We start from the raw sequence: 17804 nt of genomic DNA on the forward strand, positions 1-17804 counted from the left end.
GCGAGCCGAACGGTGGGTAATCGATGGGGCCCATGGACTACGCTGAGCTTGCTTGAGTGTCTTGAGCGGGTGCGGACCAGTGCTCCTGACCATCAGGTCGCTTTCAGGACACGATGGGTCGCCTGGGTGCAATCGCCGGGCTATGGTGATGGGCAAGCTTCCAGGATGCCCCGGACCCGGTGCGCCAAGACACTTGGCCGGAGAGCAAGAATGGCGACCGAGGATCCACGCCACCGTGACGTGCTCGGGCGCTGCAGCCGAAGACTCCGGGCGGCTGCCGCTATGCGGCGGTGGCGTTCGAGATGCCGAGGTACGTTTATGTCTGATGACACGCTTCACCTGCCTCTGATTCACAGCGTGTTGGAGCGCGAAAAGGACACCCCCGGTGCCTTGCTGCCGATTCTCCACGCCATTCAGGACGGTTATGGGTACATCCCCGACACCGCCATCCCCGAGATCGCCCATGCCCTCAACCTCAGCCTGGCTGAAGTGCACGGCGTGATCAGCTTCTACCACGATTTCCGCACCACGCCGCCCGCGCGCCATACCCTGCGCCTGTGCCGGGCCGAGTCCTGCCAGAGCCGGGGCGCCGAAGGCCTGGCTGCGCAGCTGCGCGAACAACTGTTGCTGGACGACCATGGCACCACCGCCGACGGCAGTATCAACCTGCGGCCGGTCTATTGCCTGGGGGCCTGCGCCTGTTCGCCAGCCCTGGAACTGGACGGCGAGCTGCACGCCCGGATCACCCCCGAGCGCCTGCGCCAGCTGGTCAGTGGTTGCCTGGAGGATGGCGCATGCTGAAGCTCTGTATTCCCCGCGATTCGGTGGCCCGAGCCGTGGGCGCGGACAAGGTGGCGGTTGCGCTGGTGCGCGAGGCCGAACGTCGACAACTGCCGTTGGAGCTGCGCCGCACCAGCTCCCGTGGCCTCTATTGGCTGGAGCCGCTGCTGGAGCTGGACAGCGCCGACGGCCGCCTGGGTTTCGGCCCCCTGGCCCCGGAGGACGTACCGAGCCTGCTCGACGCCCTGGCGACAGATCCCGGCAGCCATCCGTTGGCCCTGGGCCCGGTGGAGCAGATCCCCTATCTGAAGAGCCAGCAGCGCCTGCTGTTCGCCCGGGCCGGCATCACCCAGCCGCTGTCCCTGGACGACTACCGCGCCCAGGGCGGTTTCCGGGGCCTGGCCCGGGCCATCCAGATGGAGGGGGCGGAGGTGGTCGCCAGCGTGCTCGACTCCGGCCTGCGCGGCCGGGGGGGCGCGGCCTTTCCGGCGGGTATCAAGTGGCGCACCGTGCGCGAAGCCGCGGGCGCCCGGAAGTACGTGGTCTGCAACGCCGATGAAGGCGACTCCGGCACCTTCGCCGACCGCATGCTGATGGAGGGCGACCCCTTCCTGCTGATCGAAGGCATGATCATCGCCGGCATCGCCGTGGGGGCCAGCCAGGGCTATATCTACGTGCGCTCGGAATACCCGGACGCCATCGGCACCCTGAACGAGGCCCTGCGCATCGCTCGCGAGGCCGGTTACCTGGGGGCGAACGTGGGCGGCAGCGGCCGTCCCTTCGAGCTGGACGTGCGGGTGGGGGCCGGCGCCTACATCTGCGGCGAGGAAACGGCGCTGCTGGAGTCCCTCGAGGGCAAGCGCGGCACGGTTCGCGCCAAGCCGCCGCTGCCGGCGCTGCAGGGCCTGTTCGGCTTGCCAACGCTGGTGCACAACGTGCTGACCCTGGCCTCGGTACCGATCATCCTGGAGAAGGGCGCGCCGTTCTATCGCGACTTCGGCATGGGACGTTCCCTGGGCACCATGCCGTTCCAGCTGGCTGGCAACGTCCGCCAGGCGGGCCTGGTCGAACGCGCCTTCGGCCTGAGCCTGCGCGAGCTGGTGGAAGGTTATGGCGGCGGTACCGCCAGCGGCCGGCCATTGAAGGCGGCGCAGGTGGGGGGGCCGCTGGGGGCCTGGGTGCCCCCTTCGCAGTTCGATACGCCGCTGGACTACGAGGCGTTCGCCGCCATGGGCGCGATGCTTGGCCACGGTGGCGTGGTGGTCGCCGACGACAGCCTGGACATGGCCCGGATGGCCCGTTTCGCCTTGCAGTTCTGCGCCGAGGAATCCTGCGGCAAGTGCACGCCGTGCCGGATCGGCTCGACCCGCGGGGTGGAGGTGGTGGACCGCTTGATCGCCAGCAGCGACGCCGCGGCCCGTGAGGAACAGGCGCTGCTGCTGCAAGACCTCTGCGACACCCTGCAATACGGCTCGCTCTGTGCCCTGGGCGGGATGACTTCCTACCCCGTCGCCAGCGCCCTCAAGCACTTTCCCGCCGACTTCGGTCTGGCGACCACGGAGGCCGACCAATGATCAATATCTTCGACCCAACCAGCGATATCGACCTCGGCACCCCGGCCCGCGACAGCGCGGTGCAGGTCAGCCTGACCATCGACGGCCGCGAGATCAGCGTGGCCGCCGGCACTTCGGTGATGCGCGCCGCGGCGTTGCTCGGCACCAGCATCCCCAAACTCTGCGCCACCGACAGCCTGGAAGCCTTCGGCTCCTGCCGCATGTGCCTGGTGGAAATCGAGGGCATGCGCGGCTATCCGGCCTCCTGCACCACGCCGGTGACCGAGGGCATGGTCGTCCACACCCAGACCTCCAAACTCGCCAGCCTGCGGCGCAACGTGATGGAGCTGTACATCTCCGACCACCCGCTGGACTGCCTGACCTGCTCGGCCAACGGCAACTGCGAGTTGCAGACAGTGGCGGGGCAGGTGGGCCTGCGGGAAGTGCGCTACGGCTACGAGGGCGCCAACCACCTGGGCGAACAGAAGGACGTCTCCAACCCCTATTTCGACTACGACCCGAGCAAGTGCATCGTCTGCAACCGTTGCGTGCGCGCCTGCGAGGAAACCCAGGGCACCTTCGCCCTGACGATCAGCGGGCGCGGCTTCGATTCGCGAGTGGCGGCGGCCGGCGGCGACAATTTCCTCGACTCCGAGTGCGTGTCCTGCGGCGCCTGCGTGCAGGCCTGCCCGACCGCGACCCTGATGGAAAAGAGCGTGGTGGAAATCGGCCAGCCCGAGCGCAGCGTCATCACCACCTGCGCCTACTGTGGCGTGGGCTGCTCCTTCCGCGCCGAAATGAAAGGCGAGCAACTGGTGCGCATGGTCCCGGACAAGAACGGCCAGGCCAACCACGGCCACTCCTGCGTCAAGGGCCGCTTCGCCTGGGGCTACGCCACCCACCCGGACCGCATCACCAAGCCGATGATCCGCAAGCACATCAGCGATCCGTGGCAAGAGGTCAGCTGGGAGGAGGCGGTCACCTACGCGGCCAGCGAGTTGCGCCGCATCCAGCTGAAGTACGGACGCGACTCCATCGGCGGCATCACCTCCAGCCGTTGCACCAACGAAGAGACGTACCTGGTGCAGAAGCTGGTGCGCACTGCCTTCGGCAACAACAACGTCGACACCTGCGCCCGGGTCTGCCATTCGCCCACCGGCTACGGCCTCAAGCAGACGCTGGGCGAGTCCGCCGGTACCCAGAGTTTCGACTCGGTGATGCAGGCCGACGTCATCCTGGTGATGGGCGCCAACCCCACCGACGCGCACCCGGTATTCGGCTCCCAGCTCAAGCGCCGCCTGCGCCAGGGCGCGCGGCTGATCGTCATCGACCCGCGGCGCATCGACCTGGTGGATTCGCCCCATGCCCGTGCCGACCTGCATTTGCAGCTGCGTCCGGGCACCAACGTGGCCATGCTCAATGCATTGGCCCATGTGATCGTCACCGAGGGCCTGGTCGACCAGCCTTTCGTCGATCAGCGCTGCGAAGCGGCGGACTTCGCCCGCTGGCGTGATTTCGTCAGCCTGGCGGAGAACTCCCCCGAGGTCCTGGGGCCGATTTGCGGGGTGCCGGCCAAACAGATCCGCGACGCCGCGCGGCTTTATGCCACCGGTGGCAACGCGGCCATCTACTATGGCCTGGGCGTCACCGAGCACAGCCAGGGCAGCACCTCGGTGATGGGCATCGCCAACCTGGCGATGGTCACCGGCAACATCGGCCGCGAGGGTGTCGGGGTCAACCCGCTGCGCGGGCAGAACAACGTCCAGGGCTCCTGCGACATGGGCTCCTTCCCCCACGAGCTGCCTGGTTATCGGCATATTTCCAACGAGGCGGTGCGCGCCCAGTTCGAACAGGCCTGGAACGTGACCCTGCAACCCGACCCGGGGCTGCGCATCCCCAACATGTTCGAGGCGGCCCTGGACGGCACCTTCAAGGCGCTCTACTGCCAGGGCGAGGACATCGCCCAGAGCGACCCCAACACCCAGCACGTGACCGCCGCCCTGACGGCCATGGAGTGCGTGGTGGTGCAGGACATCTTCCTCAACGAGACGGCCAAGTTCGCCCATGTGTTCCTGCCGGGCAGCTCCTTCCTCGAGAAGGACGGCACCTTCACCAACGCCGAGCGCCGCATCTCGCGGGTGCGCAAGGTGATGGAGCCTTTGGCCGGCAAGGCCGACTGGGAGGCCACCATCGCCCTGGCCGACGCCCTGGGCTACAAGATGCAGTACCGCCATCCATCGGAGATCATGGATGAGATCGCGCGCCTGACCCCGACCTTCCACCGCGTCAGCTACGCCGAGCTGGACCGGCACGGCAGCCTGCAATGGCCGTGCAACGATGCCGCGCCGGACGGCACGCCGACCATGCACATCGATGAGTTCGTGCGCGGCAAGGGCCGCTTCATGCTTACCGGCTATGTGCCCACCGAGGAGAAGGTCAACAGCCGCTACCCGTTGCTGCTGACTACCGGGCGTATCCTCAGCCAGTACAACGTCGGCGCCCAGACCCGGCGCACCGACAACGTGGCCTGGCACGAGGAGGACCGCCTGGAAATCCACCCGACCGACGCCGAGAACCGTGGCATCGTCGATGGCGACTGGGTCGGCATCGGCAGCCGCGCCGGGCAGACGGTGCTGCGGGCCAAGGTCAGCGAGCGGGTGGCGCCGGGAGTGGTCTACACCACCTTCCACTTCCCGGAATCGGGCGCCAACGTGATCACCACCGACAACTCCGACTGGGCCACCAACTGCCCGGAATACAAGGTGACGGCGGTGGAGGTGGTGCGGGTCAGCCAGCCTTCCGAATGGCAGAAACGTTATCAGGCGTTCAGCGATGAACAGGGGCGCCTGCTGCGGGAGCGTCGTCACGCCGAGAAAGCCGAGGTGCGCCGATGAGCAGCGAAAGCCTGATCAAGATGGCCAACCAGATTGCCCAGTTCTTCGCCAGCGAACCGGACAAGGCCCAGGCGGTGCGCAGCGTGCGCCAGCACCTGCAAAGCTTCTGGACGCCGGCCATGCGCAGAGAACTGGCGGCCTGGGAGGCGACACACCCCGGTACGGCGCTGCATCCCCTGGTGCAGGCGGCGTTGAAGGAGGAGGAACGCACGACCTAGCGTTTGCTATTAGCGGGCGGGTGCGTTCGCTGGGCAAGCCTCGAACCGCACCGCCAAGCCTAATGCCGTAGCTTGCTCGCGATGGTGGTGAACGATACCGCGTCTTTACTTGGGTAAACGCGGTGCTCTTGAGTTCATCGCGAGCAAGCTCGCTCCTACATACTGATCGGCATTAACCGCCGAGCCTCCTTGTCGTAGCCAGCCAGAAGCCAGGGCCTTGCCCTGGCTTCTGCTTTTCGGCAGCACCTCCGGCCAAGGCCTTGCCGCAGATCAATGAAAGGCTGCGCCTGACCCCGCAAAACCGCGCCCCAGACATCTGCACCGGCAAACCGTTCCTCAGCTAAGTCTTTGCTTCTGCCGAGTAATCCCGGACAATCGCGCCCCTGTTTCGGCGAGGGCTCTGTCTGTCGGGTATTCCGACGCGTCCTGGCCGAGTGGCAAATGACCGGAATGTGGAGATCCCACCGGATGAATGATCAGGCCAACAGCGTTGATCAACGCTTTGAAGCGGCAGCCCCAGCGACCCTCGCCAGCTGGAATCGCCATGACACTACCTGGATGCTGGGCCTGTTCGGCACCGCCATCGGCGCAGGGACCCTGTTCTTGCCGATCAACGCCGGCCTGGGCGGTTTCTGGCCGCTGCTGATCCTCGCGCTGCTGGCGTTCCCGATGACCTTCTTCGCCCACCGTGGCCTGACCCGCTTCGTGCTCTCCGGGCGTGACGGCGCGGACATCACCGAGGTGGTGGAAGAGCATTTCGGGATCAAGGCCGGCGCCCTGATCACCTTGCTGTACTTCTTCGCCATCTTCCCGATCCTGCTGATCTACAGCGTGGCCCTGACCAATACCGTGGGCAGCTTCATGGAGCACCAGCTGCACATCATGCCGCCGCCACGCGCCGTGCTGTCGCTGGTGCTGATCCTCGGCCTGCTGGCCGTGGTGCGCTGCGGCGAGCAGGTGATCGTCAAGGCCATGAGCCTGATGGTCTACCCGTTCATCGTCGCCTTGCTGTTCCTCGCAGTGTTCCTGGTTCCGCACTGGAACGGCGGCATCCTCAGCACCGCCAGTACCCTGCCTGAGCCTTCGGCGTTCCTGCATATCCTGTGGCTGGCGATCCCGGTCATGGTGTTCTCGTTCAACCACTCGCCGATCATCTCGGCCTTTGCCGTGGACCAGAAGCGTCGTTATGGCGTGCACGCCGAAGAGCGCAGCTCGCAGATCCTCTCCCGCGCCCACCTGCTGATGGTGGCGATGGTGCTGTTCTTCGTCTTCAGCTGCGTGCTGACCCTGTCGCCGGCCCAGCTGGCCGAAGCCAAGGCGCAGAACCTGTCGATCCTGTCGTACCTGGCCAACCACTTCAGCAACCCGACCATCGCCTTCGCCGCACCGCTGATCGCGTTCGTGGCCATCGCCAAGTCGTTCCTGGGCCACTACATCGGTGCCAGCGAAGGCCTCAAGGGGTTGATCGTGAAGAGCGGTCGCCGCCCGGGCGCCAAGGCCCTGGACCGCATGACCGCGGCCTTCATGCTGGTGGTGTGCTGGATAGTCGCCACGCTCAACCCGAGCATCCTCGGGATGATCGAAACCCTGGGCGGCCCGATCATCGCGGCCATCCTGTTCCTGATGCCGATGTACGCCATCCGCAAGGTGCCGGCCATGGCCCGCTACCGCGGCCAAGCCTCCAACCTGTTCGTCACCCTGGTCGGCCTGGTGGCGATCACCGCGCTGGTCTACTCCCTGAGCGCCTGACCCGCCGCTGGCAACCCACGGCGCGTTGGCGGTGGGTTGCCGCGCAGAAATGCCTGATTCAGCGAAGCCACGGCCGCTGACTGCGTGTAAAGCGCGGCGCGGCCGTTTTTCTGGTAGGCCGGAAAGTCCAGGGCCAGCAAGTGGTCGCGGTTGACCCGTTGCGGCTGGCCGAGTCGGCTCAGCGCCACGCCATGGCGCAGGAAGTAACGCTCCAGCGCCGGCGTGGTCACCGCCACCACCGAGTTCGCGCCCAGGGTCCAGGCGGTGTGCAGGGTGTGCCAGAACACCCGCATCGGCAGCTTGCCGTTTTCCAGGGCCGAGGCGGCGAAACGCGAGATTTCCCAGGTGTCGTGTTGTCGTGGCAGGGGCCGGTCGCAGAGAAAACCGAACACGTCCGCCAGCAGATAGGGCTGGGTGGTCGGCAACAAGCGGGCGCAGCCGTGGACCTTTTCCTCGCTGTCCAGCGCCAGGGTGTAACGGGTGTCGGCATGGTCGAACTGATCGGCCTCGTGCCCGGGCTGGTGGGTGTCGGCGGGCAGTCGCCAACCCAGTTGCTTGATGAAGACCGCATGGCGATAGCGGCCGAGGTCGTCGCGCAGTGTCGGTGAAAGCTGGCTTTCATGCCGTGAAATCACAGTGATCATGGTCGATATCCTTATCGTCGGGTAGAACGTCAGATCAGCCCCAGGACGGCGGCATAAGCGGCGGCCAGGGTCTTGTTGACCGCGCCGAATTTCTTCTGGATGACCTTGAGGTGGAAGTTCACGGTATTCACCGAGATGCCCAGGATCAGGGCAATCTCCCCGGAACTCTTGCCGTCGGCCGTCCATTGCAGGATTTCCCGCTCGCGCGCGCTCAGCTCCAGCTGTTCGACCTGGCTGCTGGGGTGCCCGAGTTCGCCGAGGCGCGTGGTCACCAGTTCGATGATGCAGCGCAGGCGCAGGCGGATTTCTCCCAGTTCCACGGTGCTGATCGCCGTGCATTCACGGGCTACCGACAACACGCTCAGGGCGCTGTCGGGTGTGTGGATGGGCAAGGTGGCGCCCACCCGCAAGCCCCATTCCCGGGCCTCGCCCCACAACACCGAGCCTTTGCCGAACAAGGCGTCGCTCCAGACCACCATTTCCGTGGAGCGCAGGCCGTTGAGGATCGTCGGGTCGATCGCGGCGTAGTTCTGTTGCTGGTAACGCTCTATCCAGGCTTGCGGATAAGAGCCATAGATATCGATTTTCGGGCGGGTAAAAGGTATCGAATGCCTGACTCCGTAAGCGTAGAAACCAAACCCCAGGGAGCGGACTTCCCGTTCCAGCAGCGCAAATACCTGTGCGCTTTCCTGTTGCTTGAGCATCTCCATGCGCAGGTCGTTCCACCAGTGCATGAAATCCTGTCGTTTCTCCATGGCGTTTGCCTTGATTCCTTGCACGTCAGGGAATCTAGTCCACGGCAATACGCTGTCAATATTCATGAAGTTCATGGAAAACCCCACAACCGCCCTGATCCGGGGGCTTTCACCAGGCCACCCGGGGGCGGGGTCGGCAATTCGGCTGGTGGCACCCTGGGAGGCGGCTCATGGCCACGGCCGCACAGGCACTGGCCAGGCCGATAAGGGGAAAAGACGTCCCCGGCAAAACCGCTGGCGATCATGCGCATAACTCTTTTCCTTGAGTGTTCTGGCAGGGGATGGGATCGCTTCAGGCAAAGCGCAGGCGGGTCATGGGCTCCACAGCGGTGGCCGGCTCACGGGTGCTCGGCAGCAGCTGGGCGAGCAGGGCGCGATGCACGCCGTCGGCGGCGGCTCTCGACTCCAGGTCGAGAAAATGCCCGCTGCCCTCGACCACCGCGAAGCTGCAATGGCGCACATAACGACGGAACTGCCGGGCGTCCTGCGCCGAGGTGTATTCGTCCCACGCGCCATTGATGAAATGCACGTGGCTGTCGATCGCCGCCAGGCGCTGGACGAAGGTGCCCTGGTTGAGCCTGAGCGCCTGTTCGATATGAAAGCGCACCTGGTGCTGCTCGGCGTCCACCAGGGTGGCCATGTGCAGCTGGTTGGCGGCCTTCAGGCGCGGTGGCAGGTGCTTGCCCAGGGTGTCGTTGAGCAGGTGGCCGATCCCGCCGCTGTCCTGCTGCTCCAGCAAGGCCTGGGCACCGCTTATGTAATCGAGCATCGGCGGGTTGAGGGTCGGGGTGAAGGACATCACCACCGAGCTTTCCACGGTGCCCGGGTTGTGGGTCAGGGCCAGCAGGGTCGACAGGCCGCCCCAGGAGGTGGACACCACGTGGTTGACCTTGAAACGCTCGATCAGGGCCAGCAGGATCGCCACTTCATCGTCCTTGGTCACCAGGCGCTGGTCCGGGTTGTGCGGCCGCGAGTTGCCGGAGAATGGCAGGTCGAACATCACCACATTGAAGTGTTCGGCCAGGCAGCGGCTGGTGCGGGCGAAGGCGGTGGTGGTGGCCATGGCGCCGTTGACCAGCAACACCGTCTTGCGCTGCGGGTCGTTGCCCAATTGTTCGACATGCACACAGTAGTCGTTGAACGCTTTCTCGATCACACAATGGTTACGCCACATAGCACACCTCCATTTGTTGCTTTTGTCAGGGCGAAAGAATCCGCGGCAGCTGAGATCCAGCTGTCGTGCGCGGGATGTTTTTATAGTCGTGTGAGCGCTTCGAACGATCGGCGCGGGTTGACAGCCGTCATCCCAAGGCCGTGGCAAGCAGGCAGCGTTTGACGTTCGGGCGAGCGTCGGGCGCCGTTGGCAGTGGCGTGATTTTTAGCAAGGGCGGGGAGGACTAACAACTACCAGATCTGGTAGGTAAAGACGCCTGGCGTTCTCCTGCCAGAGCGACTAGCGAGCGGATCGCCGGGATAAAAAAACGCCGCGTATCGTCGTGGGATACGCGGCGTTCTTCATTGCCTTGCAGCCTTAGGCTTGAACCACCGGAATCTTGGCGTTCGCAGCAGCCTCACGGAACTCGGCGATCTGGTCGAAGCTCAGGTAGCGGTACACGTCCGCTGCCATGCTGTCGATCTTGCCGGCGTATTCCATGTACTCCTCGACGGTCGGCAGGCGACCCAGGATGGACGCAACGGACGCCAGCTCGGCCGAAGCCAGGTAGACGTTCGCGCCGTCACCCAGACGGTTCGGGAAGTTACGGGTCGAAGTCGAAACCACGGTGGAGTTCGGCTCGACGCGGGCCTGGTTACCCATGCACAGCGAGCAGCCCGGCATTTCCATGCGCGCGCCAGCCTTGCCGTAGATGCCGTAGTAGCCTTCCTCGGTCAGCTGGTGAGCGTCCATCTTGGTCGGCGGCGACAGCCACAGGCGGGTTGGCAGCTGGCCCTTGACCTGATCCAGCAGCTTGCCGGCAGCGCGGAAGTGACCGATGTTGGTCATGCAGGAACCGATGAACACTTCGTCGATCTTCTCGCCAGCAACGCTGGAGAGCAGGCGAGCGTCGTCCGGGTCGTTCGGCGCGCAGAGCACAGGCTCCTTGACGTCGGCCAGGTCGATCTCGATGACTTCGGCGTATTCGGCGTCCTTGTCGGCTTCCAGCAGCTCGGGGTTGGCCAGCCAGGCTTCCATCGCCTGGGCACGGCGCTCCAGGGTACGGGCATCGCCGTAGCCTTCGCCGATCATCCAGCGCAGCAGGGTGATGTTCGACTGCAGGTACTCGGCGATCGACTCTTTGGACAGCTTGATGGTGCAACCGGCAGCCGAACGTTCGGCCGAGGCGTCGGACAGTTCGAAGGCTTGCTCGACGGTCAGGGTTTCCAGGCCTTCGATCTCCAGGATGCGGCCGGAGAAGGCGTTCTTCTTGCCTTTCTTCTCGACAGTCAGCAGGCCTTTCTGGATCGCGTAGTAAGGGATGGCGTGGACCAGGTCACGCAGGGTGACGCCAGGCTGCAGCTTGCCCTTGAAACGGACCAGGATCGATTCCGGCATGTCCAGCGGCATGACGCCGGTGGCGGCGGCGAAGGCCACCAGGCCGGAACCGGCCGGGAACGAGATGCCGATCGGGAAGCGGGTGTGGGAGTCGCCACCGGTGCCGACGGTGTCCGGCAGCAGCATGCGGTTCAGCCAGCTGTGGATGATGCCGTCGCCCGGACGCAGGGACACGCCGCCACGGGTCATGATGAAGTCAGGCAGGGTGTGGTGGGTGGTGACGTCGATCGGCTTCGGATAGGCCGCGGTGTGGCAGAACGACTGCATCACCAGGTCGGTGGAGAATCCCAGGCAAGCCAGGTCCTTCAGTTCGTCGCGGGTCATCGGGCCAGTGGTGTCCTGGGAGCCGACGGTGGTCATCTTCGGTTCGCAGTAGGTGCCTGGACGCACGCCTTTGACGCCGCACGCCTTGCCGACCATTTTCTGCGCCAGGGTGAAGCCCTTGGTGCTGGCGGCCGGAGCTTCCGGCTTCTTGAACAGGTCCGAAGGTGGCAGGCCCAGTTCGCTGCGTGCCTTCTCGGTCAGGCCGCGGCCGATGATCAGCGGGATACGGCCGCCGGCGCGGACTTCGTCGAGCAGGACCGGGGTCTTCATCTCGAAGGTGGCCAGGACTTCGTCGCTGTTGTGCTTGGTGACTTTGCCGGCGTGCGGGTACAGGTCGATCACGTCGCCCATGTTCATCTTCGACACATCGAATTCGATCGGCAGGGCGCCGGCGTCTTCCATGGTGTTGTAGAAGATCGGTGCGATCTTGCTGCCGAAGCAGAAGCCGCCCGCGCGCTTGTTCGGCACGTAGGGAACGTCGTCGCCGAAGAACCACAGTACGGAGTTGGTCGCCGACTTGCGGGACGAACCGGTACCGACCACGTCGCCGACGTAGGCGATCGGGAAGCCGTCGTTGCGCATCTGCTCGATCTGTTTCATCGGGCCGATGGCGCCTTGCTGGTCCGGAACGATGCCGTCACGGGCCATTTTCAGCATGGCCAGGGCGTGCAGCGGGATGTCAGGACGGGACCAGGCATCCGGGGCAGGGGACAGGTCGTCGGTGTTGGTTTCGCCAGTCACCTTGAACACGCGCAGGCTGATCTTGTCGGCCAGTACCGGGCGGTTCTTGAACCACTCGCCGTCGGCCCAGGATTGCAGTACGCCTTGGGCGTGAACGTTGCCGTTCTTGGCTTTTTCCGCGACGTCGTGGAAGGCATCGAACATCAGCAGGGTGTGCTTGAGCTGTGCGGCCGCGACCGGGGCCAGCTCGGCGTCGTCCAGCAGCTCGACCAGGGTCACGATGTTGTAGCCGCCCTGCATGGTGCCCAGCAGTTCAACGGCGCGCTTCTTGTCCAGCAGAGGGGATTTGGCTTCGCCTTTGGCCAGCGCGGAGAGGAAACCGGCCTTTACATAGGCGGCTTCGTCGACTCCTGGCGGAACGCGATGGGTGATCAGGTCAACGAGGAAGGCTTCTTCGCCAGCGGGGGGATTCTTCAGCAGCTCGACCAGGCCTGCAGTTTGTTCGGCGTTTAGCGGCTGGGGAACGATACCCAGGGCTGCGCGCTCTTCGATATGTTTGCGGTAGGCTTCAAGCACAGTATTACCCTCATCAGTGGTCCCAAATGGGTGTCCGGGACGCTCATCCCGAAATTGCCGTACTCATGCGCTGCGTGACGTTGTGGGTCGCTTAGCCAGAATTACCGACAATTCCTTACAGAAGCTGCTTTCAAAGTTTTACGCCTGCAGAACGGGAGCTGATGAGGGTTGGCGCTGGGCTTTCCCCGCTGGAAAGACCCATCGCCAACACCGCTCTGAAGGAACGACTGTGCTCGTGACGCTTTGAAAACAGCTTCTAACGGACATTGGCGCCTAAAAAGGCTGGCTGATTCTACGGCAAAAAAAAATTAAAGGTAAGACAGGGTCTATTGGACTTTGGTGGCGGTCGCGACGGATGCCCGCTTGCTGCAGGGCAAGGCGCGAGGAACGCAGTTTGGTTGTTCCAGGTAAGTTCCGAGCAACGCAGCCTCGCACACGTTGGCCCAGCAACGCGGCTCGCCACCAAAGTCCAATAGACCCTGAGGCTCCCGAAGTTTGAGGGGTGATCAATGTTAGACAAAGGGCTAACATGCGGACCTGTTTCGCTTTTTCCGCCAATTGCCTACTTATGCCCAATCAGACGATCAAGACCCCCTGCGTCGGCCTCTGCTCCACTGTCTACGGTGACCTGGTGTGCCGTGGCTGCAAGCGTTTCCATCATGAAGTGATCCACTGGAACGGCTACAACGAGGAAGAAAAGCACGCGGTGTGGCTGCGTCTCGAGCAATTGCTGGTGCAGGTGATGGCGGCCAAGCTGGAAGTCTTCGATCCCCAGCGGCTGCGCGAACAACTGGAGCAACGCAAGATCCGCTTCGTACCGCACCAGTCGGAATATTGCTGGGCCTATCAGCTGATCGCCCGCGGGGCGCGGGTGATCAACCAGCTGGAAGCCTATGGGATGGTGTTGCTGCCGGAGTTTCGCGACTGGGAGCTGCCGGAATTGCGCGATGCCATCGATCGGGAGTTTTTCCTCCTGTCCGAAGCCCATTACCAGCGTTATATCGCCCCGGGGTTTCTCAAGGACGCCTTTGGCGCCTAAGCCTTAAAAGCATCGCGAGCAAGCTCGTTCCCAGGGGCAACCTGTAGGAGCAGCCGGTCGACGCTCGATTGCTCGCGATGGCGTTCTATCGGTCAACCCATCCCTCAATGCTTGCTGGCCACCTCTTCCAGGTGGTCCATGATGACCTCCGGCTTGAGCACCAGCACGTCGCTTTCCAGGGCATCGAGCACCACCTCCGCGGTGTTGCCGATCAGTGCCCCGGAAATCCCGGTGCGCGCCACGGTGCCGATGATGGTCAGCGCCGCCTGCAGTTCATGGGCGGTGTGCGGGATCAGCACGTCCGCCGGGCCTTCCTCTATATGCAGGTGGGTATCGTCGATGTCGAATTCGGCCTGGAACGCCTTGCACTGCTCGCGGTAGCGCGCCTCGATGGTTTCCTTGAGCTGGAACACCGGGTCGGACGCCGACAGCATCGGCGACGGATGGGCGCTGATCACATGCAGCTGCGCCTTGGCCAGGCTGGCGATGTCGAAACCATGGTCGACAATAGTGGCATGCAGGGTGCGGTGCTCGCCGTCGGTATTGCCGACGTCGATGGCCGCCAGGATCACGCCGCCGGTCCAGGGCTTGGCGGTTTTCACCAGTAGCACCGGGCTTGGGCAGTAGCGCAGCAGTTTCCAGTCGGCGGGGGTGAGCAGGGCCTTTTTCAGCGGGTTGTCGGCAAAATGCTGCTTGATCACCAGGCCACAGCCTTCGGCCTGCTGCACGTCGATGATGGTGCCGTGCAGGCTGTCGTTCCAGGCCTGTTCGGTGGTCACGCTGTAGCCCTCGCTCAGCAGGCTGCTCTTGAGCACGCTCAACAGCGCCGAATGCTCGTGCTTCTTGTCGCACACCAGCAGGTGCAGATGGGCCTGGGTCACCCCGGCAATCAGCTTGGCGCGCTTGAGCGCGAGGCTTTCGGAATGCTCGGGCTCGATGACCACCAGGATGCTGCGGATGGCTTGCATGGTCGGGATCTCCAGAGAGGGATGAAGGCTACGTTGCACAACTATAGTTGCTGCGCGTCGCCGTGGCTGTTGATGCACATCAAGCGCCGCGGCTGGTGGTCTGTGGCGTGGCCGGTATAATCGGCGCCCTTCGCCGTGAACCCTTATGCCGTGAGCCCCATGTTATCTATCCCTGAAGTCGCCACCGTCCTGCCTTGCGAGCACCTTGTCTTCAAGGCTGCCCAGAAGGACGAACGGCCATGAACCTGCCAGAAATCCATGAGTTCCTCGGCTGCCGCACGCCGGATGCCTGGGTCCAGGCGGCCCTGGCGGATCAGGAAACCCTGCTGATCGACCACAAGAACTGCGAGTTCAAGGCGGCCAGCACGGCCCTGAGCCTGATCGCCAAGTACCACTCCCATGTCGACCTGATCAACATGATGTCGCGCCTGGCCCGGGAAGAGCTGGTGCACCACGAACAGGTCATGCGCCTGATGAAGCGGCGCAAGGTCGAACTGCGCCAGCTGTCGGCCGGGCGTTATGCCTCGGGCCTGCGCAAGGTGGTGCGCAGCCACGAGCCGGTGAAGCTGGTGGACACCCTGGTGGTCGGCGCCTTTATCGAGGCCCGCAGTTGCGAACGTTTCGAGGCGCTGGTGCCGCACCTGGACGAAGAACTGGGCACGTTCTACTTCGGCCTGCTGAAAAGCGAGGCCCGGCACTTCCAGGGTTACCTGAAGCTGGCCTATCAGTACGGCGACGCCAAGGACATCGCCCAGGTGATCGAGAAGGTGCGCGCCGCCGAGCGCGAACTGATCGAGTCGCCGGACGTCGAGTTCCGTTTCCACAGCGGCGTGCCTGCTCTGTAGAGCGCTCCAGGTCTGCCGAACGTCATGTCCGTTGCAAACCCTGGCTGTTGGAAACTACGAGCAATTTGTAAAAAACTCTTAAAAGCATGAAACATCACTGAAAACCGGCCATCTGGGCCGGTTTTTGCTGTCTGCCCTGGTCTCAGATTTATCCGATGCCGCCTATAATGCGCGCACTCAAATTGTGCGTTCGCAGACTGGTACTTATGGATAACCCGGGTCTTGGCAAAGTATTGCTGGTGGAAGACGACGAGAAGCTCGCGGGGCTGATCGCGCACTTCCTGTCGCAACACGGTTTCGAAGTGCTGGCGGTGCATCGGGGTGATGTGGCGCTGGCGGCCTTTCTCGAGTTCAAGCCGAAAATCGTCGTCCTCGACCTGATGCTGCCGGGCCAGAGCGGCCTGCACCTGTGCCGGGAGATCCGCAACGTGGCGGACACGCCCATCGTCATTCTCACCGCCAAGGAAGACGACCTGGACCATATCCTGGGTCTTGAGTCCGGCGCCGACGACTACGTGATCAAGCCGATCAAGCCTCCGGTGCTGCTGGCCCGCCTGCGCGCCCTGCAACGGCGCCAGCTGCCGGAGCCGACGGTGCGCGGCGCCCTGGAGTTCGGCAGCCTGACCCTCGACCGCAGTTGCCGCGAAGTGCGCCTGGCCGGCGAGCTGATCGAGCTGACCACCATGGAGTTCGAGCTGCTGTGGCTGCTGGCCAGTTCGGCGGGCAAGATCCTCTCCCGCGACGACATCCTCAACCGCATGCGCGGCATCGCCTTCGACGGCCTCAACCGCAGCGTCGATGTCTACATCAGCAAGCTGCGCGGCAAGCTGCATGACAACCCCCGCGAGCCGGTGTGCATCAAGACCATCTGGGGCAAGGGCTACCTGTTCAATCCGTTCGCCTGGGAGCTCTAGATGCTGCGGCTGTTTCTGCGTTTGTACATTGTCCTGGCCATAGGTTTTGCCGGGGCGATCACCGCGGTCGATCACATTTTCACGGCCATCCTCGAAGACCCGCTGGAAGCCTACAACCGCGATGCGGTGCGCGGGCCGGCCTACAGCCTGGTGGAACAGTTGCGGCCGTTCGACAGCGTCGAACGTGAACGCCAATTGCAGGCGCTGCAGCCGCATTACGGCTTGCAGTTGCGCCTGGTGAACGCCGACGCGCTGGCCCTGAGCGCCCGTGAACAAGCCTTGCTGGCATCCAACCAGTTGGTGGTGCGGCAAGCGTTCACCGAGTTTATCGCCAGCATCGACCAGGGCCCGCAATTGCTCAGCATCAAGTTGCCGGAAGAGCCCTCGCTGACCCGCGCCTATACCATCGCCGCCTATGTCTTTCTCGGCGCGCTGGTGGGCATCGTCCTGTATTTCTGGGTGCGCCCGCACTGGCGCGACCTGGAACAGCTGCGGCTGGCGGCCGAACGTTTCGGTGACAACGACCTGAGTGCGCGCCTGCACCTGTCGCGGCGCTCGAACATTCGCGAGCTGGCCGAACACTTCAACCAGATGGCCAGCCGCATCGAAGGCCTGATCGCCAATCAGCGCGAGCTGACCAACGCGGTGTCCCATGAGTTGCGCACGCCCATCGCTCGCCTGTCGTTCGAACTCGACCAGCTCAAGCAGTCCGATCCGCAACACAACCGCGAGCTGATCGCCGACATGTACGCCGACCTCGGCGAACTGGAAGAAATGGTCTCCGAACTGCTGACCTATGCCAGCCTGGAACACGGCGCCACGGTGATCAACCGCGAGACTATCCAGGCCCACAGCTGGCTCGACAGCGTGGTTGGCAGTGTCGCCCTGGAGGCGGAAGCGGCGGGGGTGCAGATCCTGATCCGCGCCTGCGAGGTCGAGTGCATCAGCATCGAGCCGCGATTCATGGCGCGGGCGCTGATCAACCTGCTGCGCAATGCCATTCGCTACGCCGAGCGGCGCGTCGAGGTGTCCCTGGTGCGGCTCGGGCAGGGCTATGAAGTCCAGGTCAACGACGACGGCCCGGGCGTGCCGGTGGAAGGGCGCAAGAAGATCTTCGAGCCGTTCTCCCGGCTCGACGCCAGCCGCGACCGCCGCACCGGCGGCTTCGGCCTCGGCCTGGCGCTGGTGCGGCGGGTTTCGCAGTCCCACGGCGGCCAGGTCGAGGTGACGGATTCGCAGTGGGGCGGGGCGTCGTTTCGCATGACCTGGGCGCCGCTCGAATAACGCGGTGTGCCTGATGGCCCGCGATAGCG

14 protein-coding genes are annotated in these 17804 nt (G+C 64.2%); 9 read left to right on the plus strand and 5 right to left on the minus strand.

The window, feature by feature from the left end:
- Window positions 1-318 precede the first annotated feature (318 nt).
- The 5 genes from IF690_RS12955 (at window position 319) to IF690_RS12975 (ending at window position 7194) form a co-directional block, all read left to right on the plus strand.
- Window positions 319-801: a formate dehydrogenase subunit gamma gene (locus tag IF690_RS12955; protein WP_202700373.1), complete on the plus strand. Its 483-nt coding sequence runs from the start codon at window positions 319-321 to the stop codon at window positions 799-801.
- Window positions 795-2354 carry a formate dehydrogenase beta subunit gene (locus IF690_RS12960; protein WP_202700374.1) on the plus strand — a complete coding sequence of 520 codons (1560 nt, stop codon included), beginning with the start codon at window positions 795-797 and terminating at the stop codon, window positions 2352-2354. The genes IF690_RS12955 and IF690_RS12960 overlap by 7 nt, the downstream gene beginning before the upstream one ends.
- Window positions 2351-5227 carry a formate dehydrogenase subunit alpha gene (gene fdhF / locus IF690_RS12965; protein WP_202700375.1) on the plus strand — a complete coding sequence of 959 codons (2877 nt, stop codon included), beginning with the start codon at window positions 2351-2353 and terminating at the stop codon, window positions 5225-5227. Before IF690_RS12960 ends, fdhF begins: the two co-directional genes overlap by 4 nt.
- Window positions 5224-5445, plus strand: a complete 222-nt coding sequence (locus IF690_RS12970; protein ID WP_202700376.1) for a formate dehydrogenase subunit delta — start codon at window positions 5224-5226, stop codon at window positions 5443-5445. Before fdhF ends, IF690_RS12970 begins: the two co-directional genes overlap by 4 nt.
- 468 nt (window positions 5446-5913) lie before the next feature.
- Window positions 5914-7194 carry a serine/threonine transporter gene (locus IF690_RS12975; protein WP_202700377.1) on the plus strand — a complete coding sequence of 427 codons (1281 nt, stop codon included), beginning with the start codon at window positions 5914-5916 and terminating at the stop codon, window positions 7192-7194.
- Here the strand turns inward: IF690_RS12975 and IF690_RS12980 are convergent.
- The 4 genes from IF690_RS12980 to acnB form a co-directional block, all read right to left on the minus strand.
- The gene (locus IF690_RS12980) at window positions 7176-7838 is read right to left on the minus strand and encodes an acyl-homoserine-lactone synthase (RefSeq protein ID WP_202700378.1); all 663 of its coding nucleotides are present in this window, start codon (window positions 7836-7838) and stop codon (window positions 7176-7178) included. The two genes, IF690_RS12975 and IF690_RS12980, sit on opposite strands and share 19 nt — an antisense overlap.
- A gap of 29 nt (window positions 7839-7867) precedes the next feature.
- Window positions 7868-8593, minus strand: coding sequence for an autoinducer binding domain-containing protein (locus IF690_RS12985; protein WP_202700379.1), 726 nt, complete (start codon window positions 8591-8593; stop codon window positions 7868-7870).
- A gap of 292 nt (window positions 8594-8885) precedes the next feature.
- The gene (locus tag IF690_RS12990) at window positions 8886-9767 is read right to left on the minus strand and encodes an alpha/beta fold hydrolase (RefSeq protein ID WP_202700380.1); all 882 of its coding nucleotides are present in this window, start codon (window positions 9765-9767) and stop codon (window positions 8886-8888) included.
- A 357-nt stretch (window positions 9768-10124) separates the two neighbouring features.
- Complete coding sequence (gene acnB, locus IF690_RS12995; RefSeq protein ID WP_202700381.1) at window positions 10125-12725, minus strand: bifunctional aconitate hydratase 2/2-methylisocitrate dehydratase; 2601 nt, start codon at window positions 12723-12725, stop codon at window positions 10125-10127.
- A 568-nt stretch (window positions 12726-13293) separates the two neighbouring features.
- Between acnB and IF690_RS13000 the strand changes: the two genes are divergently transcribed.
- Window positions 13294-13764 (plus strand): DUF1289 domain-containing protein, encoded by a 471-nt coding sequence (locus IF690_RS13000; protein WP_009043436.1) that lies wholly within the window; start codon window positions 13294-13296, stop codon window positions 13762-13764.
- 104 nt (window positions 13765-13868) lie between these two features.
- On the opposite strand, the gene uspL is transcribed toward IF690_RS13000, so the two are convergent.
- A complete protein-coding gene (uspL, locus tag IF690_RS13005) occupies window positions 13869-14732 on the minus strand; it encodes a universal stress protein UspL (protein WP_202700382.1) in 864 nt (287 codons plus the stop codon).
- A gap of 239 nt (window positions 14733-14971) precedes the next feature.
- On the opposite strand from uspL, the gene IF690_RS13010 reads away from it, so the two are divergent.
- The 3 genes from IF690_RS13010 (at window position 14972) to IF690_RS13020 (ending at window position 17775) form a co-directional block, all read left to right on the plus strand.
- Complete coding sequence (locus IF690_RS13010) at window positions 14972-15577, plus strand: MiaE family protein (RefSeq protein WP_202700383.1); 606 nt, start codon at window positions 14972-14974, stop codon at window positions 15575-15577.
- A gap of 206 nt (window positions 15578-15783) precedes the next feature.
- On the plus strand, window positions 15784-16491 hold the full coding sequence (locus IF690_RS13015) for a winged helix-turn-helix domain-containing protein (protein WP_202700384.1): 708 nt from the start codon (window positions 15784-15786) through the stop codon (window positions 16489-16491).
- On the plus strand, window positions 16492-17775 hold the full coding sequence (locus IF690_RS13020) for an ATP-binding protein (protein ID WP_202700385.1): 1284 nt from the start codon (window positions 16492-16494) through the stop codon (window positions 17773-17775).
- The last annotated feature ends 29 nt before the right edge of the window (window positions 17776-17804 follow it).

Origin of the sequence: Pseudomonas sp. SK3(2021) (genome assembly GCF_016772375.1) — a bacterium.
Classification (GTDB): Bacteria; Pseudomonadota; Gammaproteobacteria; order Pseudomonadales; family Pseudomonadaceae; genus Aquipseudomonas; species Aquipseudomonas chlororaphis_I.